The 19,765-nt window shown below is 68.8% G+C and carries 21 protein-coding genes; 11 read left to right on the plus strand and 10 right to left on the minus strand.

Annotated features, from left to right (window positions below):
* The coding region (locus FE633_RS31675) for an NAD(P)-dependent malic enzyme (RefSeq protein WP_138048677.1) at nucleotides 1-1,235 on the minus strand (1,235 nt) is incomplete at its 3' end.
* A 545-nt stretch (nucleotides 1,236-1,780) separates the two neighbouring features.
* Here FE633_RS31675 and FE633_RS31685 point away from each other — a divergent pair.
* The 3 genes from FE633_RS31685 to FE633_RS31695 are packed head-to-tail and all read left to right on the plus strand — an operon-like array spanning nucleotide 1,781 to nucleotide 4,464.
* Complete coding sequence (locus FE633_RS31685; protein WP_138048618.1) at nucleotides 1,781-2,731, plus strand: ABC transporter substrate-binding protein; 951 nt, start codon at nucleotides 1,781-1,783, stop codon at nucleotides 2,729-2,731.
* A 35-nt stretch (nucleotides 2,732-2,766) separates the two neighbouring features.
* Nucleotides 2,767-3,696, plus strand: a complete 930-nt coding sequence (locus FE633_RS31690) for an amino acid ABC transporter permease (RefSeq protein ID WP_138048619.1) — start codon at nucleotides 2,767-2,769, stop codon at nucleotides 3,694-3,696.
* Between the two features lie 3 nt (nucleotides 3,697-3,699).
* Nucleotides 3,700-4,464 carry an amino acid ABC transporter ATP-binding protein gene (locus tag FE633_RS31695; RefSeq protein ID WP_138048620.1) on the plus strand — a complete coding sequence of 255 codons (765 nt, stop codon included), beginning with the start codon at nucleotides 3,700-3,702 and terminating at the stop codon, nucleotides 4,462-4,464.
* Between the two features lie 85 nt (nucleotides 4,465-4,549).
* Here the strand turns inward: FE633_RS31695 and FE633_RS31700 are convergent, their stop codons facing one another.
* Nucleotides 4,550-5,308 (minus strand): class I SAM-dependent methyltransferase, encoded by a 759-nt coding sequence (locus FE633_RS31700; RefSeq protein WP_138048621.1) that lies wholly within the window; start codon nucleotides 5,306-5,308, stop codon nucleotides 4,550-4,552.
* 98 nt (nucleotides 5,309-5,406) lie between these two features.
* Between FE633_RS31700 and FE633_RS31705 the strand changes: the two genes are divergently transcribed.
* Nucleotides 5,407-6,036 (plus strand): CGNR zinc finger domain-containing protein, encoded by a 630-nt coding sequence (locus FE633_RS31705; protein WP_138048622.1) that lies wholly within the window; start codon nucleotides 5,407-5,409, stop codon nucleotides 6,034-6,036.
* Here the strand turns inward: FE633_RS31705 and sodX are convergent.
* A complete protein-coding gene (gene sodX, locus FE633_RS31710) occupies nucleotides 5,940-6,374 on the minus strand; it encodes a nickel-type superoxide dismutase maturation protease (protein WP_138048678.1) in 435 nt (144 codons plus the stop codon). The genes FE633_RS31705 and sodX overlap by 97 nt on opposite strands.
* 145 nt (nucleotides 6,375-6,519) lie before the next feature.
* On the opposite strand from sodX, the gene sodN reads away from it, so the two are divergent.
* A complete protein-coding gene (sodN, locus tag FE633_RS31715) occupies nucleotides 6,520-6,915 on the plus strand; it encodes a superoxide dismutase, Ni (RefSeq protein WP_007491258.1) in 396 nt (131 codons plus the stop codon).
* A 141-nt stretch (nucleotides 6,916-7,056) separates the two neighbouring features.
* On the opposite strand, the gene FE633_RS31720 is transcribed toward sodN, so the two are convergent.
* Together FE633_RS31720 and FE633_RS31725 are read right to left on the minus strand one after the other, a co-directional pair.
* A complete protein-coding gene (locus FE633_RS31720) occupies nucleotides 7,057-8,259 on the minus strand; it encodes a glycoside hydrolase family 1 protein (protein ID WP_138048623.1) in 1,203 nt (400 codons plus the stop codon).
* A gap of 67 nt (nucleotides 8,260-8,326) precedes the next feature.
* Nucleotides 8,327-9,727, minus strand: a complete 1,401-nt coding sequence (locus tag FE633_RS31725) for a glycoside hydrolase family protein (RefSeq protein WP_138048624.1) — start codon at nucleotides 9,725-9,727, stop codon at nucleotides 8,327-8,329.
* Between the two features lie 180 nt (nucleotides 9,728-9,907).
* Between FE633_RS31725 and FE633_RS31730 the strand changes: the two genes are divergently transcribed.
* The 6 genes from FE633_RS31730 (at nucleotide 9,908) to FE633_RS31755 (ending at nucleotide 15,289) form a co-directional block, all read left to right on the plus strand.
* On the plus strand, nucleotides 9,908-10,927 hold the full coding sequence (locus FE633_RS31730; RefSeq protein ID WP_138048625.1) for a LacI family DNA-binding transcriptional regulator: 1,020 nt from the start codon (nucleotides 9,908-9,910) through the stop codon (nucleotides 10,925-10,927).
* 153 nt (nucleotides 10,928-11,080) lie between these two features.
* Nucleotides 11,081-12,424, plus strand: coding sequence for an ABC transporter substrate-binding protein (locus FE633_RS31735; RefSeq protein ID WP_138048626.1), 1,344 nt, complete (start codon nucleotides 11,081-11,083; stop codon nucleotides 12,422-12,424).
* Between the two features lie 64 nt (nucleotides 12,425-12,488).
* A complete protein-coding gene (locus FE633_RS31740) occupies nucleotides 12,489-13,496 on the plus strand; it encodes a carbohydrate ABC transporter permease (protein ID WP_138048627.1) in 1,008 nt (335 codons plus the stop codon).
* A gap of 3 nt (nucleotides 13,497-13,499) precedes the next feature.
* The gene (locus FE633_RS31745) at nucleotides 13,500-14,342 is read left to right on the plus strand and encodes a carbohydrate ABC transporter permease (protein ID WP_138048628.1); all 843 of its coding nucleotides are present in this window, start codon (nucleotides 13,500-13,502) and stop codon (nucleotides 14,340-14,342) included.
* A gap of 112 nt (nucleotides 14,343-14,454) precedes the next feature.
* On the plus strand, nucleotides 14,455-14,868 hold the full coding sequence (locus FE633_RS31750; protein WP_119106272.1) for a helix-turn-helix transcriptional regulator: 414 nt from the start codon (nucleotides 14,455-14,457) through the stop codon (nucleotides 14,866-14,868).
* A 4-nt stretch (nucleotides 14,869-14,872) separates the two neighbouring features.
* On the plus strand, nucleotides 14,873-15,289 hold the full coding sequence (locus FE633_RS31755) for a VOC family protein (protein WP_138048629.1): 417 nt from the start codon (nucleotides 14,873-14,875) through the stop codon (nucleotides 15,287-15,289).
* A 91-nt stretch (nucleotides 15,290-15,380) separates the two neighbouring features.
* Here FE633_RS31755 and FE633_RS31760 read toward each other — a convergent pair whose 3' ends face one another.
* From FE633_RS31760 to FE633_RS31780, 5 genes are all read right to left on the minus strand, one after another.
* Nucleotides 15,381-16,616, minus strand: coding sequence for an RNA polymerase sigma factor (locus FE633_RS31760; RefSeq protein WP_138048630.1), 1,236 nt, complete (start codon nucleotides 16,614-16,616; stop codon nucleotides 15,381-15,383).
* Nucleotides 16,617-16,629: 13 nt separating this feature from the next.
* Nucleotides 16,630-17,043 (minus strand): YciI family protein, encoded by a 414-nt coding sequence (locus FE633_RS31765; RefSeq protein ID WP_138048631.1) that lies wholly within the window; start codon nucleotides 17,041-17,043, stop codon nucleotides 16,630-16,632.
* A 173-nt stretch (nucleotides 17,044-17,216) separates the two neighbouring features.
* On the minus strand, nucleotides 17,217-17,450 hold the full coding sequence (locus tag FE633_RS31770) for a hypothetical protein (protein WP_138048632.1): 234 nt from the start codon (nucleotides 17,448-17,450) through the stop codon (nucleotides 17,217-17,219).
* Between the two features lie 75 nt (nucleotides 17,451-17,525).
* On the minus strand, nucleotides 17,526-18,122 hold the full coding sequence (locus FE633_RS31775) for a GNAT family N-acetyltransferase (protein WP_138048633.1): 597 nt from the start codon (nucleotides 18,120-18,122) through the stop codon (nucleotides 17,526-17,528).
* A gap of 98 nt (nucleotides 18,123-18,220) precedes the next feature.
* Complete coding sequence (locus tag FE633_RS31780) at nucleotides 18,221-19,624, minus strand: family 2B encapsulin nanocompartment shell protein (protein WP_138048634.1); 1,404 nt, start codon at nucleotides 19,622-19,624, stop codon at nucleotides 18,221-18,223.
* Nucleotides 19,625-19,765: the final 141 nt, after the last annotated feature.

Raw genomic sequence — 19,765 nt, forward strand, 5'->3', positions numbered from 1 at the left:
GCACGAGCCGCCGCAGCCACCGCCGCGGTAACCGCCGGAGCAACCCGCTCATCGAACGGCGACGGAATCACATAGTCCGCCGCCAGATCGTCACCCACGACCGCAGCCAACGCATCCGCCGCCGCGATCTTCATCCCCTCGGTGATCCGAGACGCCCGCACCTGCAGCGCCCCGGCGAAGATCCCGGGGAACGCCAGCACGTTGTTGATCTGGTTCGGGTAGTCGGACCGCCCGGTGGCGACAACAGCCGCGTACTTGTGGGCGACATCGGGATGCACCTCGGGGTTCGGGTTGGCCATGGCGAACACGAACGCCCCTTCGGCCATGGAAGCCACGGCCGGCTCCGGGACCGTACCGCCGGAGACCCCGATGAACACGTCGGCGCCCGCCAGCGCGGCCTCCAACGACCCCGACAGCCCCGCCTTGTTGGTCAGTTCGGCGAGCTCCCGCTTCACCGGCGTCAGATCGTCGCGGTCCTCGGACACGACACCCTTGCGGTCCGCGACCGCGACATCCCCGATACCCGCCTCGAGCAGGAACTTGGCGATGGCGACCCCGGCCGCCCCCGCACCCGAGATCACGGCGCGCAGGTCACCCAGCGTCCGCCCGGTCAGCCGCGCGGCGTTGCGCAGCGCGGCCAGCGTGACGACAGCCGTACCGTGCTGGTCGTCGTGGAAGACGGGAATGTCCAGCCGCTCCTGCAAGCGCCGCTCGATCTCGAAGCACCGGGGCGCCGAGATGTCCTCGAGGTTGACTCCGCCGAAGGAGGGCGCGAGCCGCACCACGGTCTCGACGATCTCGTCGACGTCCGTGCAGCTCAAGGCGATCGGCACGGCGTCGACTCCGCCGAACTGCTTGAACAGGATCGCCTTGCCCTCCATCACCGGGAGGGAGGCCTCGGGACCGATGTCCCCGAGCCCCAGAACGGCCGTTCCGTCCGTCACGACCGCGACGACCGACGACTTCCACGTGTAGTCGTGGACCAGCTCCGGCTGCTCGGCGATGGCGCTGCACACCTTCGCGACGCCGGGCGTGTACGCGAGGGACAGATCGTCCTTGTCACGGACGGGCACGGTGGCCTGCACGGCCATCTTCCCGCCGCGGTGCAGCGCGAACGCGGGATCGAAGGAGAGCGAGTCGACCGACTCGGCCGAACCGCCTGAACTGGCCGGCTCCGCGTCACCTTCAGGGCCCGTACTGCTGTCGCTGCGAGGATTGAAGATCTCCGCTGCCACTTTGATTAACCCCTTAAGTCTTAAATGGTTGAGGGTGTCCACTCCTGGTGAGGGGTGGGCGGGCACCGCATATGTCCCTGATGGCTGTTACGTACGGGTACGCACGGGCGCATATGCGACAGGCGCGCCGCACACGCGCCCTGGGCCCCGGATGAGGGGTGTTAAGGACCTTCTTACCGGACGGACGGCATCGCCGACGAGTCCGTACCACGAAGGTCACATGCCGGTGTCGTGATTCACCACCGAATGTCCGGACGTGTCCCGAAAACCAGCAAGGCGACGCAAGCGCGAAGTTGCAGCTGCTCGCATCCCAAGATGAACCGAAGATCCTCCGGCTGGATGTAAAAAATACCGCACAAGATCCGGCCAAGTTGACCGAGTCGGAACGGTTCGAGGGTCGCCCGTTATCCGATTTTGACACAGTCGACCCCCTGGGGGACTGAGTCCGAATGGCAAGATGCCGTCATCACACAAGGTCGCGACACCCGATGGCGTGTGCTCGTCGACCCATCGGCAACGCCACCCATCCGCCGGAGGAACCCATAATGACCGCACGCTCCACCCGTCGTACGACCGCCGCGCACACCCGGATAGCCGCGGTCGGTGCGATCGCGGTCGCAGGCTCCCTGCTGCTCACCGGCTGTGGTGACCAGACCAAGGACAAGGACTCGGAGAGCGCGAAGACCAGCTCGGCCCCGCTGGCCGACCAGCTCCCCAAGGAGGTCCGCGACAAGGGCGTCATCAAGGTCGGCTCGGACATCGCCTACGCGCCGGTCGAGTTCAAGGACGGCTCGGGCAAGACGGTCGGCATCGACCCGGACCTCGCGGACGCCATGGGCAAGCAGCTGGGCGTGAAGTTCGAGTTCGAGAACGGCACGTTCGAGGCGCTCCTCACCGGTCTGCGCTCCAAGCGCTACGACATCGCGATGTCGGCCATGACGGACACGAAGGACCGTCAGGAGGGTGTCGACTCCGAGACCGGCAAGAAGGTCGGCGAGGGCGTCGACTTCGTCGACTACTTCACCGCGGGTGTCTCGCTCTACACCCCGAAGGGCAAGACCCAGGGCATCAAGACCTGGGACGACCTGTGCGGCAAGAAGATCGTCGTCCAGCGCGCCACCATCTCCGAGGACCTGGCCAAGGCTCAGGCCAAGAAGTGCGGCAGCAAGAAGCTGTCCGTCGAGGCCTTCGACAACGACCAGCAGGCGCAGACCCGCCTGCGCGCGGGCGGCGCTGACGTCGGCTCGTCCGACTTCCCGGTCGCCGCGTACGCGGTGAAGACCTCGGGCGGCGGCAAGGACTTCGAGATCGTGGGCGAGCAGGTCGAGGCCGCTCCGTACGGCATCGCGGTCGCCAAGTCCAACACCGAGCTGCGGGACGCGCTCAAGGCCGCCATGGACGCGATCATCAAGAACGGCGAGTACGACAAGATCATCGCGAAGTGGGGCGTCGACGCCGGCGCCGTCAAGGAAGCCACCGTCAACGGTGGCAAGTGACCGCGGACGCCGGCGGCCACTGAAAGGCAACACCCGTGACTGTTGACATCGACAAGACGGCCGGCCCGGAGGACACTCCCGCGGCCGGACCGGAGGCCATCAGGGCCATCCCGGTCCGGCACTACGGGCGGTACTTCTCCGCGGTCGTCGCGATCGCGATCCTCGTCGCGATCATCTACGCGTTCGCCCAGGGCAAGATCAACTGGGGCGCCATCCCGGACTACTTCTTCGACGACCGCATCGTCAAGGGCGTCGGCCAGACCCTGCTGCTGACCGTTCTGTCCATGCTGATCGGCATCGTCGGCGGCATCCTGCTCGCCGTGATGCGGCTGTCGAAGAACCCGGTGACCTCGTCCATCGCCTGGTTCTACATCTGGTTCTTCCGCGGCACCCCGGTCCTGGTGCAACTCGTGGTCTGGTTCAACCTGGGCCTGGTCTTCGAGTACATCAACCTCGGCCCGATCTACAAGGACTACTGGTCCAGCTTCATGACGCCGCTGCTGACGGCGCTGCTGGGGCTGGGCCTGAACGAGGCCGCGTACATGGCGGAGATCTGCCGCGCCGGTCTGCTCTCGGTCGACGAGGGCCAGACCGAGGCCTCGCACGCGCTGGGCATGAGCCACGGCAAGACGCTGCGCCGCATCGTCATCCCGCAGGCCATGCGCGTGATCGTGCCCCCCACGGGCAACGAGGTCATCAACATGCTGAAGACGACCTCGCTGGTGTCGGTGGTGCAGTTCTACGAACTCTTCCGGTACGCCCAGGACATCGGCCAGACCTCCGGCGCTCCGGTCGAGATGTACTTCCTCGCCGCCGCCTGGTACCTGATCCTCACCTCGATACTGAGCGTCGGGCAGTACTACATCGAGCGGTATTACTCGCGCGGGTCCAGCCGCACGCTCCCGGACACGCCGTTCCAGAAGATCAAGGCGAACATGCTCTCCCTCTCGGGCTGGAGGCGCTGACCCATGAGCACGGCAATGGTGAAGGCCGAAGGCGTCCACAAGTCCTTCGGTCCCGTACAGGTCCTCCAGGGCATCGACCTGGAGGTGAAGTCCGGCGAGGTCTTCTGCCTGATCGGCCCGTCCGGCTCCGGCAAGTCGACGTTCCTGAGGTGCATCAACCACCTCGAGAAGATCAACGCGGGGCGCCTGTACGTCGACGGGGAGCTGGTCGGCTATCGCCAGAAGGGCGACAAGCTGTACGAGCTGAAGGACAGCGAGGTCGCGGTGAAGCGCCGCGACATCGGCATGGTCTTCCAGCGTTTCAACCTGTTCCCGCACATGACGGCCCTCGAGAACGTCATCGAGGCCCCGGTCCAGGTCAAGGGCGTCAGCAAGGCCCAGGCACGGGAGCGCGCCGGGCAGTTGCTCGAGCGCGTGGGCCTGGCCGACAAGGCCAGGAGCTACCCGTCGCAGCTCTCCGGCGGCCAGCAGCAGCGCGTGGCGATCGCCCGCGCGCTGGCCATGGACCCGAAGCTGATGCTCTTCGACGAGCCGACCTCGGCCCTAGACCCCGAGCTGGTCGGCGACGTCCTCGACGTCATGCGCGACCTCGCCGAGTCCGGGATGACGATGATCGTCGTCACCCACGAGATGGGCTTCGCCCGTGAGGTCGGCGACAGCCTCGTCTTCATGGACGGCGGCGTGGTGGTCGAATCGGGCCACCCCCGCGACGTACTGACGAACCCTCAGCACGAGCGGACCAGGTCGTTCCTGTCCAAGGTGCTCTGACGGCACGTACGAGAAGGGGCGGTACGGGATCTCCGTACCGCCCCTTCTGCCGTGACCGGCGGGATGTCGGTGGGCTGTCGGTGGGCTACTTGAGCGCGAGGACCACCGCGTCCGAAGGCGACCGCCACACCGCCCTGGCCTCGGCGAAGCCCTTGTCGCGCAGCACGCGCGCGTGCCACTCGGCGGACGGGGTGTCGCCGTCGGCGTGCTCTCCGTAGATCTCGAAGCGGCGGGCGGTCGGCTCGGCGAGCACCGGGTCCTGGGCGGCGAGCTGCCACCACTCGGTCCAGCCGAGGACACCGGCCGCCTTGTCCCGGTTCATGCGCTCGTGCCGCTGTGCGCGCTCCGCCGCGTTGATCTGCGGAGTGAACTCGTCGATCATGTGGTCCGCGTTCATGAACACACCGCCGTCGCGGACGAGTTCCGCGATCTGACCGTAGAGGACCGCGAGGGGTTCGCTGTGCAGCCAGTGAAGGGCGGTCGCGGTGAGGACGGCGTCGTACGAGTCGTACGGCAGCTTCGCCGGCCAGTCGGGGTCCTTGAGGTCGGCCGTGACGAAGGTGACCCGGTCGTCGTCCGCGAACGTGCCCTCGGCGATGGCCAGGAGCGCCGGGTCGAGGTCGACGCCGGTACTGACGGCTTCCGGGAACCGTTCGAAGAGGCGGGCCGTGATACTTCCCGTACCGCACGCGAGATCGAGTACGCGCGGTGCGGGGCCCACCAGGGCCTCGACCATGTCGAGCATGATCCGGAAGCGCTCCTCACGATCCGGGAGGTACCACTCCTGCTGCCGATCCCAGCTCTCCTGCCAGGCCCGCCAGTCGGCTCCGGTCGCGGTGGTCATGAAAGCCCCTCTCCCCTCCAGGACGTAATACCCTGGAAGCAAAGTCATCCATTACTCGCCCTCCCCACGACCATAGAGCGCGCCCGTAAGGACTACAAGTGGAACTGGCCTATTACTCGGACTACGCCGTACGTCTCGTCAACAGCGAGGAACCGGCCCGGGACAAGGACGCGCTCACCTCGGTCGAGGCCGTACGCGACCTCTTCGGGATCAATGCGACGGTGGCCCGGCGCGCCACGGACGCCGATGTGACGCGCTTCCGCTCCGTACGAGCCCGCCTGCGCGCGGTCTTCGAGGCGGCGGACACGGGCGACGAGAGGCTCGCCGTGGACCTGCTGAACTCACTCCTCCTGGAGTTCCCGGTGAGCCCGCAGATCTCCGGACACGACAAACGGGACGACGACGGCAGCCCGCTGTGGCACATGCACCTGGCGGACCATCCCTCGAACGCGACCGCCGGCTACGCCGCGATCGCCGCGATGGGCCTGGCCTTCCATCTCACCGAGTACGGCGTGGACCGTCTGGGCCTGTGCGAGGCAGCACCGTGCCGCAACGCCTACCTCGACACCTCGACGAACCGTTCCCGGCGCTACTGCTCGGACCGCTGCGCGACCCGTGCCAACGTCGCCGCCTACCGCGCCCGCAAGCGCTTGGAGGCCGACCGGTCGGCGAACACCGGCCGTGCGGCCGAGAGCGCCCAGCGCGCGAGCGCGAACGGCGAACGCTGACCGTCCCGGCGCGGCCGGTACCGGAACCAGGCCTTCCCGAGCACGAGTTCCTCGGGCACGGTCCCGTAGTCCGTACTGTCCCCGCCTGCGTACGCGTTGTCCCCGAGGACCCACCAGCCGCCCTCGCGCAACTCCACGGCGCGCTTGACGACCAGCAGGTCCTGCTGGAACGGATGACGCAGAACGACCACGTCACCGGGCTTGACACGCGCCCCGTACCGCACGACCAGCCAGTCCCCGTGATACAGCGTGGGCACCATGGAAGGCCCGGTCACTTCGGCCACCCCGAACGACAAGACGGCCCTCCCCTGCTCGGTCTCCTGCGACAGCTCCGGCATCACCGGCACCTCCCCGGTCCAATCCTCCACCAGTCCCAGTCTCACCCCGGACTTTTGTCCTAAGCCCATGGGGGCACTCGCGAAAACCCCTCCCTCACGGAGTAATGTCCCACCTGAGAAGACGATCACGAGGAAGGACAGCTCAATGCTCTCCCGCCTGTTTGCCCCCAAGGTCAAGGTCAGCGCCCACTGCGACCTGCCCTGCGGCGTGTACGACCCTGCCCAGGCCCGCATCGAGGCGGAGTCGGTGAAGGCCGTGCAGGAGAAGATGGCCGCCAACGACGACCCGCACTTCCAGGCCCGCGCCACCGTCATCAAGGAGCAGCGCGCCGAGCTCGCCAAGCACCACGTCTCGGTCCTGTGGAGCGACTACTTCAAGCCCCCGCACTTCGAGAAGTACCCGGAGCTGCACCAGCTGGTCAACGACGCCCTCAAGGCCCTCTCCGCCGCGAAGGGTTCCACGGACCCGGCGACCGGCCAGAAGGCGCTCGACTACATCGCCCAGATCGACAAGATCTTCTGGGAGACCAAGAAGGCCTGATTTTGAATCAAGCCTCTGACCTGCAATTTCCTGATTTGCAGCGTCTCCCTGGCCGCACCCGGACCGCAGGCCGCCGAGCATGGCGTCCTTGACGGTCCGGGTGCGGCCTTCTGCGGAGGCGCTGTCCTCAGCCGCGGTCCGTCACGAGGCGGCGTGCGGCAGCACCCGGGTGCGGGCTATTCCGCCGAGCCAGGCGGCGGACGGCTTGGGTGTGCGGGCGAAGGTGCGGGGGTCCACGGAGATGAGGCCGAAGGTGGGCTTGTAGGAGCCCCATTCGTAGTTGTCGAGGGCGCTCCAGTGCAGGTAGCCGCGTACGTCGAGACCGTCCTCCAGGGCGGCGGCGACCTCCTCGAGCGCTCCGGTGGTGTAGTCGATGCGGCGGGCGTCGTCGTCGGTGGCTATGCCGTTCTCGGTGACGATCAGGGGGACGTCGCCGACGAGGCTTGCCGTGTGGCGCAGCGCGTGTCCCAGCGCCTGCGGGTAGTACTCCCAGCCGGTGAGGGTGCGTTCGGCGTCGGCGGGGGCCAGGACGGGGCCGTCGGGGGCGATCCTCGTGCGGGTGTAGGACTGGACGCCGATCCAGTCGTCGTCACGTGCGGCTTCGATGAAGACGTCTTCGCGGGGGTGGCGGTAGGCGTCGGTTGCGGCTTCGGCGCCGGGCAGGGCCTGGTAGACCTGGTTGGCGACGGACCAGCCGACCTGGATGTCGGAGGAGATCGCCCCGACGGCGTCGACCGCACGGTGGTGGGCCTGGATCAGGGCGTCGGTGGTCGCCTTGTCGGGAAGCGGGAGGCCGGCGGCCGGGGGTGCCTCGGTGCCCAGTTCACGGATGGCGCCGGCGACCGCGATCATGTTGGGCTCGTTGATGGTGCACACATGTCGTACGCCGGTGCCGATGACCGGCGCGGTCGCCCGCACGTAGCGCTCGAACAGGTAGGCCGCGCCCTCCGCCGTCCAGCCGCCCCGCTCGGCGAACCAGCGCGGCACGGTGAAGTGGTGCAGGGTGACCATGGGCCGCAGCCCACGTTCGAGGGCGCCCTCGACCATGCGCCGGTAGTGGGCGAGCTCGGCCCGGGAGTAGTGGCCGGGGGCGGGCTCGATGCGGGCCCATTCGATGCTGAAGCGGTAGTCGGTGAAGCCGAGTTCGGCGAGCAGGTCCATGTCCTCGCGCCACCGGTGGTAGCTGTCGGCGGCGTCGAGGCTCGGCTCGGCGACGGAGCCGCCCTCGTGTTCCATCTGCCACCAGTCGCTGTTGACGTTGTTGCCCTCGATCTGGTGGGCGGCGGTGGACGCTCCCCACAGGAAGCCGTCGGGGAGGCGAAGACCGTCGGCGGTGCCGTTCATGGCTGGGCCTTTCCGGAGTGGTGCGTGGGTCGGTGTCGGTCGGCGAGGTGGTGTGAGCTCCCGCTCGTCACCGAGGTGACGGGCCGGGCCAGATGGCTGAGGCATCGTCACGGTCGGGATCGGGCAGCCGGATCGGGCGGACCGGGATGGCGCGTTCGCGTCCGATGGCGCGTTCGTGTCCGATGGCGCGTTCACCGCCTTCCGTGACGGCCGTCCAGGGTGCGGGGTGGCCGGAGTAGCTCAGCGTGGAGAGGACGAAGACGCCGTCGGCGTAGACCTCGACGTACTCCCCGATGGTAAGAATGCGCAGGGTGGCGGCGGGTTCGGTCAGGACCGTCTCGCCGAGCCGGGTTCCGTCAGGACCGGTGGCCCAGAGGTTCTTGCCGTCACAGCCGACGGCGAGGGCGGGGCGGCCACCGCCGGGGGAGTCGGTGCGCAGGGTGATCTCGACACGGCCGGTGATGCCGATGTCGCCGACCGCGTGCGGTGTGGCGTGGTCGGTCTCCTCGCCGAGCCAGGTGTTCAGGCCGGGCCACCACTCCAGGCGGGGCGCCGCATCCGCGGGGGTGACGAGGAGTTTCGGCTGGGCGAGCATGCCGCGGCAGCGGTCGCCGGTGTCGGTGAGTCCGACGCGGCGGGGGGTGGTGTGCAGAACGACGCGCGCGCCGTCGGGGGCGGCGATGACGCGCGGGGCGTAGGCGCCGGTCGGCCCGAGGGGGCCCCGGCGGGTCCAGGGCCCGCGCAGGCGGGGCGCGGTCCATGCCTCGAAGCCGCGGGTCTGGCCGATGGACCCGAGCAGCAACCAGCCGCCGTCGTCGAGGCGTTCCAGGACCGGGCACTCCAACTCGTCCACGTCGCCCGGCGAGATCAGCGGCGGATGGACGGTCCAGTTCTCCAGGTCGTCGGAGGTGGCCAGCGCGACACAGCCGCTGACCTCGACCGGGAGGGAGGCGTCGCTGGCGCAGACGACCATGGCCCAGCCGTCCGACGCGTCGTCGCGCACGACGAACGGGTCGCGCCAGCCCATGCGTTCACCGGTGCGGTACCAGCGCGGGTCCGCCTCGGCCACCGGCCGGGTGCCGTGGCGACGCCAGCCGGTGCCGTCCGTGCGGTCCGAGTACGCCAGTCCGACCGACTGGACCGGCCAGCCGCCCGGCGTGAGACCGGAGACGCCCGTGTAGAACATCGCCATTCCGCGGCGGCCGCGGACGTCGCCGTGCCGGAACGGGTGCATGGTCCACACCGCCTGCTCGTCGAAGCGGCCGGGCAGGCCGTTGCCGAAGGCGGTGCCCTGAGGCTGCCACCGCACCAGGTCGGTGGAGGTCGCCCGGCCGTACGAGGTCTCCATCCGCAGGTGGTCGAACTCGGCCGTCCACGGGCCCTGGAGATGCAACACCACGTACGTGCCGTCCTCCTCACGCAGGAGGGCGAAGTCGTTCAGACACAAGCCGGGCGGGGCGTATCGCATGCACAGTTCCTGTCGGCTCACAGCGCCCAAGCGCGTGCGCTGACGCTTGATAACAAAAGGATCTCCTGAGAATCCGCCCCAGTAAATATGAACGCAAACGCTTGCGCAACAAGGAGGGCGGGTTTACGGTCGCGTCACTCACGGATCACACCGACGTGAAAATCGAGGGGGATTTGAGCTGTGACGGTCAGCATCACCGATGTCGCCCGCGCCGCCGGAGTCTCGGCGTCCACCGTGTCCCGCGCGCTGCGCGGCCGGCCGGGCGTATCCGAGGAGGTGCGGGCTCAGATCACGGCCGTCGCCGCGCAGTTGGGCTACATCGCGTCGCAGTCCGCCTCGAGCCTGGCCAGCGGGCGCACCTTCACCATCGGGGTGGTCGTCCCGTACGTGGGCCGCTGGTTCTTCGGCACCGTGCTGGACGCGGCCGAGCAGGTGTTCAGCGCCGCCGGGTACGACGTGCTGCTGTACAACCTGGGTTCGCCGGAAGCGCGCAAGCGTTTCTTCACCAAGCTGCCGGTCCGCAAGCGGGTGGACGCGGTGCTCTCCTTGCTGATACCGGAAGCGGAGGAGGCCGCCGCGCTGCGTTCCCTCGGCGTGCCGCTGGCCACCACGGTCGGCGGGCCGCTGCCCGGCTTCACGGTCGTCGGCATCGACGACCGGGCCGGAGCGGAGAGCGCCGTACGGCACCTGGTGAACCTCGGCCACCGCCGGATCGGCATGATCTCCGGGACCAGCGGCCCGCTGCACTGGACCACCCCGATCGACCGGAGGCAGGCGTACCTGGACGTCCTGGCCGACGCCGGGATCGAGCACGACCCGGCCCTGGAGGCGGACGGCGACTACACCGTCCAGGGCGGTGAGCGCGCCATGATCGAACTACTGGCCGCTTCCCGCCCGCCGACCGCCGTGTTCGCGCAGTCCGACGAAATGGCGATGGGCGCGCTGCGCGCACTGCGGCGGCACCGGCTGAAGGTGCCGGAGGACGTGTCCGTCGTCGGCTTCGACGACCACGAACTGGCCGATGTGATGGGGCTGACCACCATCGCCCAGCCAGTCGCGGGCGAGGGCGCCGAGGCCGCCCGGCTGCTACTGCGACAGCTCGACGAGCCGGACGCCGAACCGTCGCGGCATGTGCAGATGCCCCTCCGCTTCGTCCTGCGCGAGACGACCGCACCACCGAACCCGCGCGGCCCCCAGTAGACCCACGTCCGGAAACCCAAGTCAGGGCTCTGGAGCCCTCACACCCACATACCTGACGCACCTCACACACTCACACCCTCAAACCCCCCAAACGCCGGAAATTACCCAGCAGTTCAAACCCTCATCCCTGCACCGACGCACGGAGGCACCACCATGTTCGCCCGAAACAGAAGGCACCGTCACGCGGCCTGTACGGGCCTGGCCCTCGTCCTGCCCCTGGCCTCGCTGGCCGCCTGCGGCGGAGGCGGCACCACCGACACCTCCGCCGAGGCCGGCAGCGGCAAGGGCACGATCAGTGTCTGGGCCCATCAGGGGCAGAAGAGCGAGAGCACCGCGCTGCAGAACGCGGTGAAGTCCTTCAACTCCTCGCAGAGCAAGGTCAAGGCCAAGCTGAAGCTGATACCCGAGAACGACTACACCAAGACCATCACGGCCACCGACGCCTCCCAGCTGCCGGACGTCATGGAGTTCGACGGCCCGACGATGGCGAACTTCGTCTGGAACAAGAAGCTCGCGCCGATCGACGAATTCGTCGCTCCCAAGACCGTGGACAACGCCACGGAGGCCAGCAAGGCGCAGGGCGAGATCGACGGCAAGCACTACGGCCTGGGCATGTTCGACTCCGGGCTCGGCATCTACGGCAACAAGAAGCTGCTCGACGCGGCCGGGGTGAAGTACCCGAAGGGCCTGTCCGACGCCTGGACGGACAAGGAGTTCACCGCCGCGCTCAAGGCGCTGAAGGCCAAGGACTCCGACGGCAAGGTCCTCGACCTTCAGGAGAGCGGCGGCTACGCCAACGAGTGGGGCACCTACGGCTTCGCCCCGATCGTCTGGTCGGCCGGCGGCTCGCTGCTGAAGGACGGCAAGTCCGAAGGCGCCCTCGACTCGCCCGCCGTGGTCTCGGCCATGAAGACCTTCCAGTCCTGGAAGACCTCCGTCGATCCCAACACCGACGGCAACGCCTTCGCCAAGGGCCGCGTCGGCCTGAGCTGGGTCGGCCACTGGATGTACCCCGCCTACAGCGAGGCTCTCGGCGACGACCTCGTCGTGCTGCCGCTGCCCGACTTCGGCAACGGCCCCAAGACGGGCCAGGGTTCCTGGGCGTGGGGCATCGGTGCCGACTCCAAGAACGCCAAGGCATCCGGGACGTTCCTCGACTACCTGCTGAACGACACCAACATCACCGCCATGACGAAGGCCAACGGGGCGGTGCCCGCCTCCAAGACGGCGCTCGCCAAGAGCGAGCTCTACCAGCAGGGCGGCCCGCTGCAGCTCTTCGCCGACCAGCTCGCGAAGCCGTGCGGCGACACCGACATCAGCAAGTCCTGCGTCGCCGTCACCCGCCCGGTGACCGCCGGGTACCCCGTGATCACGTCGAAGTTCAGCGAGGCCCTGAACTCCATCTACGGCGGCGCCGACCCGAAGAGCGCCCTCTCGAAGGCCGCCCGCGCCATCGACCAGGACTTCTCCGACAACGCCGGCTACAAGATCCCGTAGGACCCATCGGCCGGGGCGGGCCCGCGGAAGGCGCGCCCGCCCCCGCCGGGAACAGGACCCTCCCGTGAAATCCGTGGAACCCGCGCACTCAGCGCCGCCCGGCCCGGAACAGACCCCGTCCGTGACATCCGTGAAGCCCGCGCCGTCGACGCGACCGGCACGGCCGGGCCGCAGGAACCGCGACTGGGTGCACGGACTGCTGATGTCCGCTCCCGCAGTCGTCGGACTCATCGCCTTCGTCGGAGTGCCGTTCGGCTACGCCGTGGTGCTCTCCTTCTACAACGTGCGGCTCGGCTCTCCGCTGGCGCCGTCGTTCTTCGGCCTGGAGCAGTACCGGCGGCTGTTCACCGACCCCGACCTGTCCGGCCCGTTCCTGCGGGCCCTGCTCAACAACCTGACTTTCGCCGTGGTCGTCGTACCGCTGCAGACCACCCTCGCGCTGGCGCTGGCGATCCTGCTGAACCGCAAGCTCAAGGCCATCGGCCTGTTCCGGTCCTTCTTCTTCATGCCGGTCGTCTTCCCCATCGCGCTGGTCGCCGTGATCTGGCGGCTGATCCTCGCGCGCAGCGACCAGGGCATGCTCAACTCCGCGCTGGACGCCGTGAGTTTCGGCAACTGGGGTGCCTTCGACTGGCTCGGCGACGGCGCCACCGCCATGGCCTCGATCATCGTGCTCTCGGTCTGGCAGGGCGTGGGCTTCCAGATGGTCATCCTGCTCGCCGGACTCCAGCAGATCCCCACCGAGCTCTACGAGGCGGCCCAGCTCGACCGGGCCTCACGCTGGCACCAGTTCCGTCATGTGACCCTGCCCGGCATCCGGGGCACCCTCGTGTTCGTCGCCATGCTGACCTCGGTGCTGTCCTTCCGGGTCTTCGACCAGGTGTACGTGCTGATCCGCGGCGGCGGCCTCGACGAGGACGCGGCCCGCACCGTGATGTACCAGGCCGTCACCACCGCCTTCGACCAGAACAACATCGGCCAGGCGTCCGCGATCACCGTCGTCTTCTTCCTGATCGTCGTCGTCCTGACGCTCATCCAGCGCCGCGTCGTCCGGCCCGAAAACGAGGACTGATCCATGGGCACGACCCGTACGCCCCTGCGCCGCTTCATGGACTACGCCGTACTCAGCGTGCTGGCGTTCGTCTTCGTGCTGCCCGTGATCTACCTGTTCCTGGGCAGCCTCAAGCCGTCCGACGAGGTCCTCGACGGCCTGTCCGGCTTCCTCCCCACCCACCTGTCCTTCCACAACTATTCCGCCGTCCTCGACAGCCTCAACTCCGACAGCACCGGTTACTTCTGGCGCTTCATGGGCATCTCGCTGCTGCTGGCCTTCGTGGTGGTGACGGGCGGCCTGTTCGTCAACTCGATGGCCGCGTACGGGCTCTCCCGGCTGAAGTGGCGCGGGCGGGAAGCCGTCTTCACGCTCGTCCTGCTGCTGATGCTGGTCCCGTTCGAGTCGGTGGCGGTGCCGCTGTTCTACATGTTCAACGACCAGCGCAACACCATCTACATCCAGGCGATCCCCTTCATAGCCAACGCCTTCTCGGTCTACCAGTTCCACACGTTCTTCCGCTCGATCCCGCCGAGCATCGAGGAAGCGGCCCGGATCGACGGCGCGGGCCCCTGGCGGACCTTCTTCGCGATCATCGTCCCGATGTCGAAGCCGGCCTTCGCCTCCGTGGCGATCCTCACCTTCCTCATCCAGTGGGGCTCCTTCCTGTGGCCGGTCCTGATGGTCTCCGACCCGTCGGTCCGCCCCCTCCCCCTGGAAATGAGCGTCTTCCAGGGCCAACAGCCCCCGGACTGGGGCCAGATCCTCGCCTTCGGCGTCCTGCTGGTCCTGCCCGTCCTGGTGGTCTTCGCCTTCTTCCAGCGCTGGTTCGTCCAGGGAGTCGCCAGCTCCGCCGTGAAGGGCTGACCACGGGAAGGGCTGGCCGCCCATTGGATCAAGCCGGGCCGGGGAACGCCCTGCGCGGCCTCGGTCCGGCCGAGGGGACCGTCCTGTCAGTGGGCCATGGGACGCTGATGACGTGACCCCGGAAGACCTGGTCCGGCTGCGCAGGGCGCGAGACCGGATGGACCGTGAGTACGCCGAGCCGCTGGACGTGTCCGCGCTCGCGCGTACGGCGCTGATGTCGCCGGGGCACTTCCAGCGCAGCTTTCGTGCCGCCTTCGGCGAGACGCCGTACGGCTATCTCATGACGCGCCGGATCGAGCGGGCGAAGGCGCTGCTGCGCCGGGGCGATCTCACGGTCACGGAGGTCTGCCTCGCGGTGGGGTGTACGTCACTGGGATCGTTCAGCTCCCGCTTCACCGAACTGGTCGGCGAGACGCCGAGCGCGTACCGGGCGCGGACGCACGAGCAGGGGGCGGCGATCCCGGCGTGCGTGGCGAAGAGGTACACGCGACCGGTGCGCGGCCGGGAGGCCAAGCCCTTAGCCTGAGGCCATGGACCTCAAGCTCTCCCAGTGCTTCATCTCGGTGGACGACCACGACAGGGCGCTCACCTTCTACTGTGACGTCCTGGGCCTGGAAGTACGGGGCGATGTCGGTTTCGAGGGTATGCGCTGGGTCACCGTCGGCTCGCCGCTGCAGCCTGACGTGGAGATCGTCCTGGAGCCGCCCCTGGCCGACCCGAACGCCTCGGAGGCCGACCGGCGCGCCATCACCGAGCTGATGGCCAAGGGCATGCTCCGGGGGGTCATCTTCGCCACCCAGGACTGCGACGCGACGTATGAGCGCCTGCGCGACTCGGGCGCCGAGATCGTCCAGGAGCCGATGGACCAGCCGTACGGAGTCCGCGACTGCGCCGTGCGCGATCCCTCGGGCAACCTGCTGCGCATCACGGAACGCAAGGGCTCCTGACCGGACGAATCGGACTGACCAGGGTGACCAGGGTGACCAGGAGTGATCGGACCGACCGGGCCGACCGGTGCGGGCGGGCACGTGCGGCACGTCATCGCGTGTCGGGCCTGAGGCGGGCCGCGCGGGCCTGGAGGTAGCGCTGTTCGGGCAGGCTGAGGGTCTTGGCGGCCGCCGACTCGTAGGCGGCACGGGCCGCGTGGAGGTCGCCGGCCCGTTCCAGGAGGTGGCCGCGCACCGCGTCAAGCCGGTGCCCCGTGGTCAACTCCGTCTCCAGGGCGGCCAGTTCGTCCAGGCCCGCCCGGGGGCCTTGGACCATCGCGACGGCCACGGCCCGGTTGAGGCGTTCGACGGGGCCGGGGACGAGGCGCACGAGGATGTCGTAGAGGCCGAGGATCTCGTGCCAGTCGGTGGTCTCGGGCGAGTCCGCCTCGTCGTGCACGGCGGCGATGGCGGCACGCAACTGATAGGGGCCCGGGCGGTGGTGGGACAGGGCCCGGGTCACCAGCGCCACGCCCTCCTCGATCGCCGCCTTGTCCCACCGCTCGCGGTCCTGCTCGTCGAGCGGGACCAGTTCGCCGTGCGGCCCCGTGCGTGCGGCGCGGCGGGCGTCGGTGAGGAGCATGAGGGCCAGCAGGCCGGTCACCTCGCAGTCGCCGGGCAGCAGGCGGTGCACCGTACGGGTCAACCGGATGGCCTCGCCCGCCAGTTCCGCCCGTTGCAGGGCCGCTCCTGAGGTGGCCGTGTAGCCCTCGTTGAAGATGAGGTAGAGCGTGTGGAGGACGGCGGGCAGCCGCTCCTCCCAGTTGTCGGGGCGGCCGAAGCGCGTGCCCTTCACGCGCTGCTTGGCCCGGCTGATGCGCTGCGCCATCGTCGCCTCGGGCACCAGATACGCACGGGCGATCTCGGCCGTCGTCAGACCGCCGACGGCCCGGAGCGTGAGCGCGATCTGGGCGGTCGGGGTCAGGTCCGGGTGACAGCAGAGGAAGAGGAGGGTGAGGGTGTCGTCCTCGGACGGGGCGCGGTCGAGGCCGGGCGGCGGTGCCGTGAAGGCGTCGCGCGGCGTGAGCGCCGCCTCCTGCTCCTCGCGCCGCCGCCGCGCCTCCTCACTGCGCAGCACATCTGTGAGCCGCCGGGATGCGACCTTGATCAGCCAGCCGCGCGGGTTGTCCGGAACCCCAGACTCGGGCCACTGCCCGGCCGCGGCCAGCAGCGCCTCCTGTACGGCGTCCTCGGCGGCGTCGAAGTGCCCGTAACGCCGGACGAGCGCGCCGAGGACCTGCGGCGCGTGCTGACGCAGCAGGTCCTCGACCGCGGTCGTCCGTCTCACCCGTCTCCCTCGCTCACACGTCGCCCGCGCCGTCGAGGATCGGCCGGATGACGACCGGGTAGTTCTTCAGCCCCTCGGGGCCGGGGCACTGGGCGACGCGTGCGGCGATCTCCGTGACCCGCTCCAGGCTCTCGCACTCCAGGAGCCAGTAGCCGGCGAGCACTTCCTTGGTCTCGCCGTACGGACCGTCGGTGATCACGGCCTTGCCGTCCGGGCCCAGGGAGACCAGGCGGCTCTGCGCGGGTTCCGCCAGACCGTTGCCGTCGAGCATCTCCCCGGACTCGGAGAGGTCGTTGTTGATCGCGCCCATGTGCTCGTACATGGCCCGCAGCTCCTGCTCGCTCCAGGCCGGGGCGTCCGGGGAAGCCTTGCCCCGCATGCCCTCGTAGTCCGCCTGCGTGCCCTGAATCATCACGAGGTACTTCATGATCCGCTCCTTCAGCTCGGGCCGCCCTCGCTGGGCGGTTCTCACAGGGAACGTCGGATCCGGCCCACGATTCTCTACACGCCCGCACGGGGAACTTCAGGATCGCCCAGAAAAATTTTGGGCTCGCGAAGCATTCGGGCTCATGGAAAACGCTCGGGCGCGCGAAAGCTCAGCTAATCCCGCTCCGCGGCCGCATCGGTGTCGGTGTCGGCCGCGCCGGGCGGCCGGGAGTCGGCGGTGACAACGGGCGCGGGCTCGGTCTCCTCCGCTTTGTACGCCTCGCACTCGGGGTTCTTGCAGGGGCCGGGTCCCCACAGGGGGACGACCACGCCCAGGGTCTTGTGCCGGTGCACGACCGTGTCGACGGGCTGCCCGCAAACGGGGCAGACGTACTCATCACTGGCCATGTCTCCAGGGTATTGCGATACAGGACGCCCCGACAGGGGAGCGACGCACCCGGGTCAGTACCGGCGGCGATACGGTCAGTGCTGGGGCTTGCGCCACATGGGCCACATCGGCGGGCCGTCCGGCAGGTCGACGGCGCGGCCGGTGAAGGCGAAGCCGAGTCGTTCGTAGAGGGCTCGGCTGCGGGCGTTGCTCGCCTCCAGGTACGCGGGCAGACGCTCACGGTCACAGCGCTCGAGTACGTGCTGGATCAGTGCCGTACCAAGGCCCTCGCCCTGCCGGGCGGGGCTCACGGCGATCATCCACAGGTACTCGTGAGCCTCGCCCGCCGGGTGCGCCTCGCCCGTCAGCCGGGCGATCTGCTCGATCCGTTCGTTTCCGGGATCGACGGCTTCGCGCAACCGCGCGGGTCCGTCCTCGTCGTCCTCCTCGTGCGCCTCCGCGGGCACCGGCAGCCAGAGCGCACAGCCGGAACCGTCCTCGGTGACGTCCACGTACCCCTCGGCGAGCACGATGTCGAGGAAGGCTCCCATCAGCAAGGGGTGTCCCCGGCGACGGTGTTCCGGGTCGGGAAAGACCCATCTGCTCGCCGGGTCGTCCTGAAAGGCCTCGTCGAGAAGGCGCGTGACAGCCTCTCGATCCTCGCCACCGGCCCGCCGGATCACCACGCCCATGCCCTACCCCTTCACGTCAACTACCTGTCCACGCTTGGCCGTTGCAGCCTAAGCGATCGCTCTGGCGCACATGGACGAGGGGCTTGAGGCCCGCCGCGTCACCGCCGGCCGATCTCGACGTTCTCCAGGACCCCCAGCGCGTCGGGCACCAGAACCGCGGCCGAGTAGTAGGTCGTCACCAGGTACGAGATGATCGCCTGCTCGCTGATGCCCATGAAGCGCACGGACAGGCTCGGCTCGATCTCGTCCGGGATGCCGACCTGCTGGAGTCCGATGACGCCCTGCTCGGCCTCGCCGGTACGCATGCAGATGATGGAGGTCGTACGGGCCTCGGTGACCGGAATCTTGTTGCACGGGAAGATCGGCACGCCGCGCCAGGTGGGGATGCGGTTACCGCCCATGTCGATGGTCTCCGGGACGAGCCCGCGCTTGTTGAGCTCGCGGCCGAACGCGGAGATCGCACGCGGATGGGCCAGGAACAGCTTGGACCCGCGCCGCCTGCTCAGCAGTTCGTCCAGGTCGTCGGGGCTGGGCACGCCCTCGTACGGCTGAAGCCGCTGCTCGTACTCGCAGTTGTTGAGCAGCCCGAACTCCCGGTTGTTGATGAGCTCGTGCTCCTGGCGCTCCTTCAGCGCCTCCACCGTGAGCCGCAGCTGCTGCTCGGTCTGGTTCATCGGCTGGTTGTAGAGGTCCGCCACGCGCGTGTGGATGCGCAACACGGTCTGGGCGACGCTCAGTTCGTACTCCCGCGGCGCCGCCTCGTAGTCGACGTACGTCCCGGGGATGGCCGGCTCTCCGGTGTGGCCGGCGGCGAGGTCGATCTCCTTCTCGCCGTACTTGTTGGTGCGCTGCTCGGGAATCGAACGCAGCAGCCGGAGATGGTCGCGCAGGGACTCGGAGCGCTCCGCCACCTGTTCGAGGTCCTGGCGGGGCAGTGCGAGCACCGTGCACGCGGTGACCGCGCGGGCCGTGTACTCCCAGATGGCGTCCGGGTCGGTGATCGCCTGCTCGCCGAAGTACGCCCCGTCGGCGAGGACTCCGAGCACGGCGTCGTCCCCGTAGGGGCCCGCGCCGACCTTCTCGACCTTGCCGTGCGCGAGCAGGAAGACCTCGTCGGCCCGGCTCCCGAAGGAGGCGAGCACGGTGCCGGGCGCGAACTCCCGCTGCCGGCAGCGCCGAGCGAGCTCGCCGAGCACCTCCTGATCCTCGAACCCGCGCAGCGCCGGAAGCTCGCCGAGCTCCGCGGGGATGACCTGAACGCGGTCACCGGTTTTCACGAACGTGACGCGGCCGTCGCCCACGGAGAAACTGAGCCTTCGGTTCACGCGGTACGTGCCGCCCTGCACGTTCACCCACGGCAGCATGCGCAGCAGCCACCGTGAGCTGATCTCCTGCATCTGCGGTGCGGACTTCGTGGTGGTCGACAAGTTCCGCGCGGCGGATGTGCCGAGACTCTTCTGCGGCTGCTCCTGGTGCGCGTGGAGCTCTTCGCCTACCGACATGAAACGCCCTCCCCGGTCATGCGCTGATCTGCACGATCAAGCCTCCCATCACGGACCGTGCTGATTCCATTACACGAATGGGCGGGAATGGATCTTCGAGGACGGGGCACAACCTAGAACTCGCCCACGGGGAACTACAAG

The organism is Streptomyces montanus, assembly GCF_005786655.1.
Classification (GTDB): Bacteria; Actinomycetota; Actinomycetes; order Streptomycetales; family Streptomycetaceae; genus Streptomyces; species Streptomyces sporangiiformans.